The organism is Cobetia sp. 1AS1, assembly GCF_029846435.1.
In the GTDB taxonomy this organism is placed as follows: Bacteria; Pseudomonadota; Gammaproteobacteria; order Pseudomonadales; family Halomonadaceae; genus Cobetia; species Cobetia amphilecti.
Genome location: NZ_JARWKU010000001.1, coordinates 735,667 through 747,394 on the forward strand (window position 1 = coordinate 735,667; position 11,728 = coordinate 747,394).

10 protein-coding genes are annotated in these 11,728 nt (G+C 62.8%); 8 read left to right on the plus strand and 2 right to left on the minus strand.

From position 1 onward, the window contains the following. Positions 1-444 precede the first annotated feature (444 nt). The 8 genes from glnT to QD280_RS03160 all read left to right on the plus strand — a co-directional run bounded on the left by glnT (position 445) and on the right by QD280_RS03160 (position 9,760). On the plus strand, positions 445-1,779 hold the full coding sequence (glnT, locus tag QD280_RS03125; protein ID WP_279838292.1) for a type III glutamate--ammonia ligase: 1,335 nt from the start codon (positions 445-447) through the stop codon (positions 1,777-1,779). A 117-nt stretch (positions 1,780-1,896) separates the two neighbouring features. Further along, positions 1,897-2,814, plus strand: a complete 918-nt coding sequence (locus QD280_RS03130; RefSeq protein ID WP_054555958.1) for a glutamine amidotransferase family protein — start codon at positions 1,897-1,899, stop codon at positions 2,812-2,814. Then, positions 2,814-3,500, plus strand: coding sequence for a protein glxC (locus tag QD280_RS03135; protein ID WP_279838293.1), 687 nt, complete (start codon positions 2,814-2,816; stop codon positions 3,498-3,500). Before QD280_RS03130 ends, QD280_RS03135 begins: the two co-directional genes overlap by 1 nt. A 14-nt stretch (positions 3,501-3,514) precedes the next feature. Beyond that, positions 3,515-4,855, plus strand: a complete 1,341-nt coding sequence (locus QD280_RS03140) for an FMN-binding glutamate synthase family protein (protein ID WP_213114087.1) — start codon at positions 3,515-3,517, stop codon at positions 4,853-4,855. A 687-nt stretch (positions 4,856-5,542) separates the two neighbouring features. Continuing rightward, a complete protein-coding gene (locus QD280_RS03145; RefSeq protein ID WP_279838294.1) occupies positions 5,543-6,229 on the plus strand; it encodes a dimethylamine monooxygenase subunit DmmA family protein in 687 nt (228 codons plus the stop codon). Beyond that, positions 6,214-7,158 carry a PDR/VanB family oxidoreductase gene (locus tag QD280_RS03150; RefSeq protein ID WP_279830634.1) on the plus strand — a complete coding sequence of 315 codons (945 nt, stop codon included), beginning with the start codon at positions 6,214-6,216 and terminating at the stop codon, positions 7,156-7,158. The genes QD280_RS03145 and QD280_RS03150 overlap by 16 nt, the downstream gene beginning before the upstream one ends. A 39-nt stretch (positions 7,159-7,197) precedes the next feature. Beyond that, positions 7,198-8,253, plus strand: coding sequence for a DUF3445 domain-containing protein (locus tag QD280_RS03155; RefSeq protein WP_153635593.1), 1,056 nt, complete (start codon positions 7,198-7,200; stop codon positions 8,251-8,253). A gap of 160 nt (positions 8,254-8,413) precedes the next feature. Continuing rightward, complete coding sequence (locus tag QD280_RS03160) at positions 8,414-9,760, plus strand: ammonium transporter (protein WP_279838391.1); 1,347 nt, start codon at positions 8,414-8,416, stop codon at positions 9,758-9,760. A 285-nt stretch (positions 9,761-10,045) separates the two neighbouring features. On the opposite strand, the gene QD280_RS03165 is transcribed toward QD280_RS03160, so the two are convergent. Together QD280_RS03165 and QD280_RS03170 are read right to left on the minus strand one after the other, a co-directional pair. Then, positions 10,046-10,891, minus strand: coding sequence for an IclR family transcriptional regulator (locus QD280_RS03165; RefSeq protein ID WP_279838295.1), 846 nt, complete (start codon positions 10,889-10,891; stop codon positions 10,046-10,048). Between the two features lie 141 nt (positions 10,892-11,032). Next, on the minus strand, positions 11,033-11,728 hold the full coding sequence (locus tag QD280_RS03170) for a hypothetical protein (protein WP_279838296.1): 696 nt from the start codon (positions 11,726-11,728) through the stop codon (positions 11,033-11,035).

An 11,728-nucleotide genomic window follows, 5' to 3' on the forward strand; every position in this document is an offset into this window, starting at 1 on the left:
CTTGCCAATTCCGTCAAAGGCCATGGCCACGGCAGCCCTTGAGCGAGTCAGGCGCCGATTGTCAGCACGAATCAGGGCGTGAATATTAGCGCTTCGCGTCATTCTGGTGCGAAGAGAGGGCTTTGGGCACCGAAATGATGCCTATTTCGAGAAACGAGCAGGAACTCACTCAGGATCACTTGGCGTTTCCTGTTGGGTAAAACGAGCTTGGAAAATAAATTTCCATGCAAAACAGGAGGTTGGTGAAAAGTTCTGGGCGGCAACTGGTGAAATGGCATGCTGCATGCTTTTCTTTAGGGGAAATAAAGTTGACCAGCAGGAATCACAAAAACTCGTTTCATCCGCTATCTTGACGTGGCGAGTCACCACAAGGGGTCAGGTTTCCCGGGGTGGCAGACAGTGTCGAGGGAGATGGAACCCGGTCCGCTCTCAGAGGAAACCCAGATGTCACCCGAAAACGCGCAACAGTTCATCAAGGATCACGACATTCGCTATCTGCTGGCGCAGTTCGTGGATATTCATGGCGCTGCCAAGACCAAGTCCGTGCCGGCCAATTGCCTGATGGATGTGGTCGAGAAGGGCGCCGGCTTTGCCGGCTTCGCCGTCAGTGGTCTCGGCATGTCGCCGGAGGGGCCGGACTTCATGGCGCGGGGTGATCTGAGCTCGTTGTCGCTGGTGCCGTGGCAGCCGGGCTATGCGCGCATGGCCTGTGATGGCTACGTCAATGGGCAACCGTTCGCCAACGACAGCCGCGTGGTGCTGCTCAAGCAGCTGGAGCGCCTGAAGGAGAAGGGCTGGACGCTCAATACCGGGCTGGAGCCGGAATTCTCGCTGTTCCGCCGGGGGGGAGCGGGTGAGCTGTTGCCGGTGGACGAGAGCGATACCCTCGCCAAGCCCTGCTACGACTACAAGGGCCTGTCGCGTTCGCGTGAATTCCTCGAGCGTCTGGTCGAATCGCTGCAGGCGGTGGACTTCGACGTCTATCAGATCGATCACGAGGACGCCAACGGCCAGTTCGAGATCAACTACACCTACAGCGATGCGCTGACCTCGGCAGACCGCTTCACCTTCGTGCGCATGGCCGCCGGCGAGATCGCCAATGACCTGGGCATGGTGTGCTCCTTCATGCCCAAGCCGCTGGCGGACCGCCCGGGCAATGGCATGCACTTCCACCTGTCCGTGTGTGATGACACCGGGCGCAACCTGTTCGGCGATGATTCCGACGCCCAGGGCATGGGCCTGTCGCCGCTGGCGTACCACTTCCTCGGCGGCCTGCTGGCACATGCTCCGGCGCTGTGTGCCTTTGCCGCGCCGACCGTCAATTCCTACAAGCGTCTGGTCGGTGGTGGCAGCACCAGCGGCGCGACCTGGGCGCCGGTCTTCATCGCCTACGGGGACAACAACCGCTCGGCCATGGTGCGTGTGCCCTATGGTCGCCTCGAGTTCCGCCTGCCGGACGCCGGCTGTAACCCCTATCTCGTGCACGCCGCCATCATCGCGGCGGGGCTGGATGGCGTGGCGCGCAAGCTGGACCCGGGCACGCCCCACAACATCAATCTCTACTCGCTGACCCCGAGCGAATGCGCCGAGAAGGGCATCGAGAAGCTGCCGCAGAATCTTTCGCTGGCCATCGATGCGCTCGAGGCGGACAGCATTCTGCGCGAGAGCCTGGGCGAGGGAATCTGCGCCGAGTTCATGCGCCTCAAGCGTGAGGAATGGCTGGATTACAACGCACAGGTCAGTGCCTGGGAAGTCCAGCGCTACGCCGAATTCTTCTGATCTCATCCGGCGGCGCTCGCGGATCTCGCGGGTCATGCCAGACGAGGGTCGCCACTGTCACCACCACGCTCAAGACACCAGGCAGGAGACGCCTCCTGCCCGTGAGAGGACATCACCATGTGTGGAATCGTAGGGCTTTATCTCAAGAACCCGGCGCTGGAATCGCGCCTGGGGGAACTGTTCGAGCCGATGTTGATCGCGATGACCGATCGCGGCCCGGACAGCGCCGGCTTCGCCATCTATGGCGACGAATTTGACGCTGGCATCAAGCTGACGCTGCAAAGCGATGGTGCCGATGAGGATTGGGAGGCGATCGCCAAGGGCCTGGGCGAGCAGGTCGGCACGGTGGCGGACTGGTTCAGCAATGCCAGTGTCGCGGTATTCAAGATCGCCGGGGAAGAGAGCGCCGTGCGCAGCTGGCTTGCCGACAGCGCCCCGCAGATTCGCGTGCTGAGCGTGGGGCAGAGCATCGAGATCCTCAAGGCGGTGGGCCTGCCGGCCCATATCGCCAGCCTCTATGGACTCAAGGGCATGCAGGGCAGCCACATCATCGGCCATACCCGCATGGCGACCGAAAGCGCCGTGACCCTGCAGGGCAGCCACCCGTTCTCCACCGGGCGTGACCTGTGCCTGGTGCACAACGGCTCGCTGTCCAACCACAACTGGCTGCGCACCAAGCTCAAGCGTGAGGGCATCAGCTTCGAGACCGACAACGATTCCGAAGTCGCCGCCGGCTACCTGACCTGGCGTCTGGAGCAGGGCGACAGCCTGGAAGCCGCGATCACCGGCGCCCTGAAGGACCTTGATGGCTTCTTCACCTTCACCATCGGCACGCGTGATGGCTTCGCCGTGGTACGTGACCCGATCGCCTGCAAGCCAGCCGTGATCGCCGAGACCGATGACTACGTGGCCATGGCCTCGGAATACCGTGCCCTGGCCAGTCTGCCGGGCATCAAGGATGCCCGCGTGTGGGAGCCGGAACCCGGCCGCCTGTATCTGTGGGAAAAAGACACCGCCCGTTCGGAGGCCGCGTAATGATGAAGACACACGATCTGGCCGTTGAAGGGCTGCGCGAATTGAACCAGGCCCTGCACGATGCCGACACCCTGAAGGACGCGCGTGAGTGGCGAGTGGTCAATTCCGAAGGCGCCCACAACATCGCCTGCGGCATCAATGACGACATCAGTGTCGATATCGATGGCCATGCGGGCTATTACTGCGCGGGCATGAACCAGAAGGCCAACGTCACCATCCACGGCAACACCGGGGTCGGGGTGGCGGAAAACATGATGTCCGGCTGCGTGCGGGTCAAGGGTGATGCCTCCCAGTCCGCGGGCGCGACCGCCCACGGCGGCCTGCTGATCATCGAAGGCAACGCCTCGGCGCGCTGCGGCATCTCGATGAAGGGCGTGGATATCGTCGTCAAGGGCAACATCGGGGCCATGAGTGCCTTCATGGGCCAGGCGGGCCGCATGGTGGTCTGCGGCGACGCCGGTGAAGGTCTCGGCGATTCGCTCTATGAAGCGCGAATCTACGTGAAGGGCACGGTCGCATCGCTGGGCGCGGACTGCATCGCCAAGGACATGCGTGCCGAGCACCTGGAAGAACTGGCGGAGTTGCTGGCGAGTGCCGGAATCGATGAAGACCCGGCCAGCTTCACGCGTTATGGATCTGCGCGTCAGCTCTATCACTTCAAGGTCGACAACGCCTCAGCCTACTGATCAGGATGCTCAACATGACCGACGAGACTCAAACACAGCCCTACAACCCGGCACTGCGGGAATCTGCGACCTTCGGCCGCGATGTCATCCATGAGATCCAACGGGCGGCGGAGACGGGAATCTACGATATCCGTGGCTGGGGCGCCAAGCGCAAGGTGCCGCATTTCGATGACCTGCTGTTCCTCGGCGCCAGCATGTCGCGCTATCCGCTGGAAGGCTATCGCGAGAAGTGCGAGACCGAAGTCGTGCTCGGCACGCGCCATGCCAGGAAGCCGGTCGTGATCAGCACGCCGGTGACCATCGCCGGCATGAGCTTCGGTGCCCTGTCCGCCCAGGCCAAGGAAGCGCTGGGGCGGGGTGCCTCGGAAATCGGCACCTCCACCACCACCGGCGATGGCGGCATGACCCCGGAAGAGCGCGGTCAGTCCTCGCGCCTCGTCTATCAGTATCTGCCGTCACGTTATGGCATGAACCCGGACGACCTGCGCAAGGCCGACGCCATTGAAGTCGTGCTCGGCCAGGGCGCCAAGCCCGGCGGTGGCGGCATGCTGCTGGGCCAGAAGATTTCCGAGCGGGTCGCGGGCATGCGCACGCTGCCGCAGGGCATCGACCAGCGCAGCGCCTGTCGCCACCCGGACTGGACCGGCCCGGATGACCTGGCGATCAAGATTGCCGAACTGCGCGAGATCACCGACTGGCAGGTGCCGATCTACGTCAAGATCGGCGCGACCCGCACCTACTACGACGTCAAGCTGGCGGTGAAGGCGGGTGCGGATGTCATCGTGCTGGATGGCATGCAGGGCGGCACCGCCGCCACCCAGGATGTCTTCATTGAACACGTCGGCATCCCGACCATGGCCGCCATCCCCCAGGCCACTCAGGCACTGCAGGAGATGGGCCTGCACCGTGAGGTGCAGCTGATCGTCTCCGGCGGGATTCGCAACGGCGCCGATGTGGCCAAGGCGATCGCGCTGGGTGCCGACGCCGTGGCCATTGGTACCGCCGCCTTGATCGCGCTGGGCGACAACCATCCGCGCTATGCCGATGAGTATCAGAAGCTGGGGTCCGCCGCCGGTTTCTATGACGACTTCCAGGATGGCAAGTGTCCGGCCGGTATCTCCACCCAGGACCCGGAGCTGAGCCAGCGACTGGACCCGGTCGCAGCCGGCAAGCGTCTGGCCAACTACCTGCGCGTGCTGACACTGGAAGCCCAGACCTTGGCACGTGCCTGTGGCAAGTCGCACCTGCACCACCTGGAACCGGAAGATCTGGTCGCCCTGAACGTGGAAGCCGCGGCCATGGCCCGGGTGCCGCTGGCGGGCACCAACTGGGTGCCGGGACAGGGCGGTTACTGATGGTACGATCTTTGTTGTGAGTGTTCCGTTGCGCATGAGCGCGATTGTGCATGGCTGGCATTGCGCATGATTGTCATGGCAAAGCTGCGAAGCCTTTTTTCAGCAAGTTCGCCGCAATGTTGTCTAGGCAAGCTGTCGCAGTGACAAGAACTACGCTCCGGTTGATGTGGAAAAATATGACCTGACGCCATCGAGTCACTAAAGCGCCTCACCCTTCGGTGAGGCGCTTTCTTTTGTGCTGAGTCCAGTCAAGTAATCCGGCCAATATCATGCAAGCGAAAGCGCGTCAGAATGCTGATGATGGAGAAGCAAATGGTGTCGTGTCGATGGAGGGGTCGTGATTTTCTCAAGGCAGAGTTTTTCCATTATTTCAGGATCTTGTGGTTATTTCATGAGAAAGATGCCAGACGTAGAGATTGGCTTGTGGGGTGAGATTGAATCAGGGCAATAATGGTGAATGCAAACCGTTTTTCATGAACTGAATGTTCTGTTTTGGTGCGCGAATGTCTCGATTGATTGTTCATATATGAAGCGGGGTTTTCAGGCGATTTTTCCGGGTATGTTGGGCAATGATTTCGCCGTCAATGGCACGAAATATGCTCAAGAAATGGAGTGGTAGTCGGATGCACGTCATCGTCAAGACGGCGGCATTACAACAAGGACAATTTCTCAGAGTAGGGTCGTGTCATGAAAAGCCCGCAATCATCCTCTGTCACTGCCGGGATTCGAAGTCGGCAACACTATCCACGCATCGAGGCGCTGCCCGATGCCCAACGCTATCTGGTGGCGTGCCAGTCTCCCGAGAGCCTGCCAGGCACTGGTGAGGCGGCGGGCAACGCCCGTCAGCAGCTGCAGATGCATTGTCAGCTGATCAGTACGCTGCTCGATCAGCTCGGCAGCCACGAGGTGGGAGGCGCCGTGCAATCCGCCCCGGCAACAGAGGCGTTGCCCACGGGGCCCGCCGACAACGCCCGCCTGCATCGCTGGTATGACGTCGATGACCGCCCGAAGGCCTGCGACGCACTGGTCGGCGCCATCAGCGAGATCGGTGTCGCGGGGTGTCTGGTCATCATCGGCAGTGAGCATTTCGTGTGGCAGGTCGCCAATCTGGCTCAGCAGCAGGGGCTGCTGCTGGACGACATGGTGATGTTGCCGGTCGCTGCCCTGGGGCGGCATGTGTTCTGCGTGCACTGTCAGCAGGTCAGTGAGCATGTCATCCACTCGCCGGCAGCCTGTGATGGCTGCGGTTTGATGCTGGAAGTGCGTGATCATTTTTCCAAGCGTCTCGGCGCCTACCTGGGCGTGCGAATCGATGCGGAAGCCCCGGGAGAGATTCCCCCACAGGAGGAGGTGGCACCATGTCTCGCTTCATGAAGGCGCGGGTCACCGCGGTCGATCAGCTCAGCAGCAGCGTGCGCCGTCTCACTCTGGTGCCTGCCGATGAGGCTTCCCCCTTCACGCCGTTCTCGCCGGGCAGTCATGTGGTGCTGGGCATTCCGGGAGAGGGGCGGGTGTGTCGCAACGCCTACTCATTGATCAGCCCGCCGGATGATCCCTCGCATTACTGCATCGCGGTGCGTCGTCAGCCGGTCTCGCGTGGTGGCTCCGAAGCCATCCATTCCCGCGTGCAGGTCGGCGACGAGCTGGAACTCAGCCCGCCGGCCAACCTGTTTCTGCCGCACTGGCAGGCGCGCCATCACCTGATGCTGGCAGGCGGTATCGGCATCACGCCGTTTCTCTCCTACCTGCCGGAGCTTGAGCGGCGTGGCGCCAGCTGGGAGCTGCACCTGCGCAGCCAGGACCTCGACGTCGCCCGCTTCCCGGAGGCCGCGCCCTATCTGGCGAGTGGCAACATCACCCAGCATCGCCTCGAACGCCCGAATCTGAAGGCCTTGCTGGCGCGTCAGCCCGCCGGTACGCACGTCTATCTCTGCGGCCCGCAGGCCATGATCGATGCCGTGAAGGAAGCGGCGCGCGAGCTGCACTGGAGTCTCGCGCGCATCCACCACGAGGTCTTTGCCGCCCCGGAACCGGGGACTCCCTTCACGGCCGTGGCGCGCGCCAGCGGTGTGGAAGTGGCGGTCGGCGCCCAGGAGTCGATGCTGGAAGCGCTGGAGCGCAGCGGTGTCGAGGTGACGAGCCTGTGTCGTGGCGGCGTCTGCGGGCAGTGTCGGGTTGAGATGCTGGAGGGGGAGGCGGAGCACCGTGATGCCTTCCTCGATGAACAGGAGCGGGCCAGTCAGCGCTGCGTGATGCCCTGCGTTTCCCGGGCACGCAGCCAGCGGCTGGTGCTGGATCTCTGAATACGTCTTTCGCGAGATGGACCCCCAAGGAGCAGGAACATGCAATTTTCCCCGCGAGATGACCAGGCGTTCCATGGTCTGTTCACCTTCAAGAATTCCGATCACGCCATCCAGCGTTTTCCCTTCCCGTTCCCGGAAGATGAGTACCGTTACTCGGTCAATATCGAGCCGCATACCTTGCCCGGCAAGCCGGGTTCCATCACCGAGCACATGCTGGATATCGATGAGCACTATCTGAGCGAGATCGCCGAGCGTGAGCGGGTGCTGGCCAAGGACCCCAGGCGCTGCCTGGTGATGCCGCACATGCAGCCGGCCGCCTGGGACTTCCTGGAATTCGTGATGACGCATTACGCCAGGGACTATCCCGAGGCCTTCAGTTTCGAGCGCGACGGCGATGACTGCGTTTGGCGCAACCATCTGCTGGGGCTGGAGCAGGCCTTTTGCATGGGTGATGACGCCAGCCTGCCATTGCCACCGCTGGACTATATCGGCCGTCAGATGCAGGGCGATATCGCGCTGCTCGACCAGCGCGACGGTGACCTGTTCATGGATGCCGGCATGATCACCTGTCCGGCGGACTGGTCACTGGCCTTCGATGCCGGCATGAGCTTCAAGCAGTGGCATGGCCCGGTGCCGCTGGCGCATGAGATGGGCGTGTTCGATCGCGCACTCAAATACCTGTGTGCCATCCAGGTCGGCGGGCCGGTGCGGCGCCTGAACTGGACCATGACCATCCATCCGCGCATGGACAGCTCCCCGGAGACCTACGCCGAGTGGGGCAGTGATCGCACCACCATCACGCCGGAAAACGCCGGCCGTGATGTGCATCTGCGGGTCGAGCTGCAGACGCTGGTGCGCATGCCGCGCAGTCATGCGCTGTTCTTCGGTATCCGCACCTATCTGATCAGCCTGGAAGACCTGTGTACCAACCCGGTCTGGCAGACGCGGCTGTTGAAGGTGCTGAAGACCCTGCCGGCGGAGCTGATCGACTACAAGGGACTGACGCGCTATCTGCCCAGCGTGCTCGAGTGGCTGGAAGCCCGCGAGGCAAGTGTCGCGGCCAACGCCGAGGCGACGGCGCAGGCAGCGGTCTAGGCCACGCGCTCGGCAAGCTGCTTCTGGCAAATAGCTTCTGGCAAATAGCTCCTGATAAAGAGCTCTCGGCAAACAACTCTCGGCGCCGAGGGCGTGACAGGGAATGGATCGCAAGCCACTGACCAAAGCGCTTGCGGATAACAACAAAGGGGAAACGCTGGTGAATATCGATGTGCTGCAACTCAGCTACGCGCTGGATACGTTCTACTTCCTGATGTGTACCGCATTGGTCATGTTCATGGCCTGCGGCTTCGCGATGCTGGAATCCGGGCTGGTGCGCTCCAAGAATACCGTCGAGATCCTGACCAAGAATGCGCTGCTCTACGGCATCGCCTGTCTGGTGTTCCTGGTGGTGGGCTACAACGTGATGTATCCCGGTGACAACGCCATCAGCAGCGTGATTCCGGGGCTGTCGTTCATGCTCGGCGCTGACAATAGCCTCAGCGACATCAGTGCCGGCGAAGGCGCCGCCTATTATTCCAGCATGGCGGACTTCATCTTCCAGGCGGTGTTTGCCGCCGCGACCATGTCCATCGTCTCGGGGGCCGTGGCGGAACGCATGCGCCTGTGGCCGTTCCTGATCTTCGCGGTGGTGATGGTCGCGGTCATCTATCCGGTGGAAGGTTACTGGAAGTGGGGCGGCGGTTTCCTGGATGCGATGGGCTATCAGGACTTCGCAGGCTCGGTGGTCGTGCACATGGCGGGCGCGGCGGCGGCATTGGCGGCGGTATTGCTGGTCGGTCCGCGCAAGGGTCGCTATGGCGCGGACGGCAAGGTGCGTGCCATCCCGGGTGCCAACCTGCCGATCGCCATGCTCGGCATGTTCATCCTGTGGATGGGCTGGTTCGGCTTCAATGGCGGTTCGATGCTCAAGATCGCCAGTCTCGATGATGCCAACAGCGTGGCGCGTATCTTCGTCAACACCAATGCGGCGGCCTCTGCGGGCATGGTGGCCGCAGCGCTGCTGTCACGCGCCATGTTCGGCAAGACCGACATGACCATGGTGATGAACGGTGCCCTGGCCGGTTTGGTCTCGATCACCGCGGAACCGCTGCTGCCGTCTGCCGGCCTTGCGGTACTGGTCGGCGCGGTGGGCGGCATCATCGTGGTGCTGTCGGTGGTGGGGCTTGATCGCCTCAAGATCGATGACCCGGTCGGTGCGATTTCCGTGCATGGTTCCGCAGGCCTGTGGGGCATCATGGCGGTGCTGTTCTCCAATCCGGAGGCGGATTTCGGCACCCAGATCCTGGGCACGCTGATCATCTTCGCCTGGATGTTCGGCGCAAGCTTCGTGGCGCTGCTGGTGATCAAGAAGGTCTGTGGTGGCCTGCGTGTCAGCGAGGAAGAAGAACTGGAAGGCATGGACATGCACGAATGCGGCATGGGCGCCTACCCGGAATTCGTCAACATGTCCTCGCCGTCACAGGGGGAAGGCAATGTGTCCGGGCACGTCGGCAAGGCGAGCGCAGCGGCCTCGGCTGCGGTACTCAAGGGGGCAACGCGTTGAGCCCGCACCCCGAGTGCTGGAGTCTCAGAGTCTGATGATTCAGAGGCGCAGAATTTGATGACTCAGAGCGTGATGCGCCCCGCCAGCATGTGATACGAGAAGGCCCGCCAATTGGCGGGCCTTCTCGTGTTCCAGGGCGAACGGAGAGCGAACGGAGGGCGAACGGAGGGCGAACGGAGGGTGAATGGCGGGGGAAAGGTGGGGAAAGGATAGGAAAAGCAGGCGGAAACAAGAGAGATGATGAAGGCCCCTGGATGAACAGGCCGCGATCAGACGGACACGGCGTCAGCGGCGGTGCAGGCCACCCAGCTCATGATTGATATGGCGGGCGCAGTCCATCAGCGCACCGCGCAACAGCAGGCGGCGGCGCTCATCGGCCATCATCGCATCAGGGCCCGAGATATTGATGGCGCCGACCAGATGACCGGTGTGGTCATACAGTCCCGTGGCGATGGCGGTGGCGTAGTCGGAGCGACTCTCCACCCATCCCTGGCGGCGGGCCTCCTCGATGGCATCCTTCAGGGCAGGCAGATTCTGAGGCGCCGGCGGTGGGTAGTCATCCAGGCGAATCTGGCGGTAGAGCTGCTGCAGTTCATCCTCGCCAAGCACCGTGAGCAGAATGCGCCCCATGGCGCTGACATGGCACGGCAGGCGGGAACCGATGGGGATGTTGACCGACATGCGCTGTGCGGCGAAGGCGCGGTAGAGATAGATGGCATCCGTGCCCTCGCGAACGCTCAAGTGGCACGACATGGTGGTCTGGTCGCGCAGGGTGTCCAGGTGGGGTGCCACCACCTCGACCAGGTCACGACTGGCCAGATAGCTGAAGCCCAGCGAGATGACCTGTGGCCCCAGTTCATAGGTATTGCGGGCGATCTTCTTGAGATAGCCCATGTCGGTGAGAGTGATGACGATGCGGTAGATGGCCGAGTTGCTGGTGCCCAGCTCCTCGGCGAAGTCGTTGGTGGTCAGCACCTTGCGACTGCTGCTGAACATCTCGAGGATTCTCAGCCCGCGAAACAGCGCCGGCACGGTGTAATCGTTCTCGCGCGATGCCGCGAGCGAGGGAAGTGCTGTCGGGGCGCTCGCGACATCTTGCCCGCTGGAAAGCGACACTTGGGAATCGGACATACCTGGTTCCTTTGGCAACGTACGACAGGCGGTTGGCGAAACGCAGCGTCCCCGTCGCGGCCTGTGGGTCAGGCAGCGACGGGGAGCGGGTGATAAAGCGAGAGGCATCCGCGGGCGGATACCGATGTCGCGCCGCAATCGCTAGCCGTGATGATGGGCCAGCAGGGCAGCGGCTGTCACTTTCTCGCCGGAGTATTCGCGCATGGCATCGAGCATGACGCCCCATAGATAGTGGCTGGAGGCGATGTCGAACAGCAGGTGGAAGCAGGGACACGCAAGGCTCCCCGCATTGACGATGATGGCATTGGTGCGTGCCACCGAGGTCTGGGCGACGCTTCCCGGCGGGAAGGCTTCGCCGCGCAGATCCACCCCGCACAGCTTGGCCATCAGGGCGGGCAGGGTGCTGCCGCTCAGGCTGAACCAGGCGTGGGAATCACGCCGTGGCAGGGAATGCACGCGCATGCCCTGGGCCAGTGCGTCATCCGCCTGTGCGATGAGCGGCAGCTCGGCCACGCCCGCCTGTGGGGGGATGGCCGGCGTCAGGTGCAGAAACTCACCCACTGACAGCCTGACCAGCCAGCTGCCATCTGACTGAAGCGTTGCCGCATTGGGCGTGCCCGGCACCGTGAAGCCCAGCGCGACCAGCCAATCGGCGGCGTCGCGGCCGCGCACGCCTGCGCGTCCCAGGGCGCTCATGTCGGCGAGCGCACAGTGGCTGAGGGCCGCCGTCGAGACATCTGTCGTCGCGGTCGTCATCGGGCTGACCAGGCTCTCGGGCAGTGGACAGCGTGCCAACGCCGTGGCGCCGCCCAGCGTGTTCGTCATGGTTGTCGTCAT

Bases quoted from the DNA above. Each gene is read 5' to 3' on its own strand.
- QD280_RS03165 (WP_279838295.1), bottom strand. From the start codon at position 10,891: ATGTCCGATTCCCAAGTGTCGCTTTCCAGCGGGCAAGATGTCGCGAGC.
- QD280_RS03145 (WP_279838294.1), top strand. From the start codon at position 5,543: ATGAAAAGCCCGCAATCATCCTCTGTCACTGCCGGGATTCGAAGTCGG.
- QD280_RS03170 (WP_279838296.1), bottom strand. From the start codon at position 11,728: ATGACGACAACCATGACGAACACGCTGGGCGGCGCCACGGCGTTGGCA.
- QD280_RS03135 (WP_279838293.1), top strand. From the start codon at position 2,814: ATGATGAAGACACACGATCTGGCCGTTGAAGGGCTGCGCGAATTGAAC.
- QD280_RS03140 (WP_213114087.1), top strand. From the start codon at position 3,515: ATGACCGACGAGACTCAAACACAGCCCTACAACCCGGCACTGCGGGAA.
- QD280_RS03130 (WP_054555958.1), top strand. From the start codon at position 1,897: ATGTGTGGAATCGTAGGGCTTTATCTCAAGAACCCGGCGCTGGAATCG.
- QD280_RS03150 (WP_279830634.1), top strand. From the start codon at position 6,214: ATGTCTCGCTTCATGAAGGCGCGGGTCACCGCGGTCGATCAGCTCAGC.
- QD280_RS03155 (WP_153635593.1), top strand. From the start codon at position 7,198: ATGCAATTTTCCCCGCGAGATGACCAGGCGTTCCATGGTCTGTTCACC.
- glnT (WP_279838292.1), top strand. From the start codon at position 445: ATGTCACCCGAAAACGCGCAACAGTTCATCAAGGATCACGACATTCGC.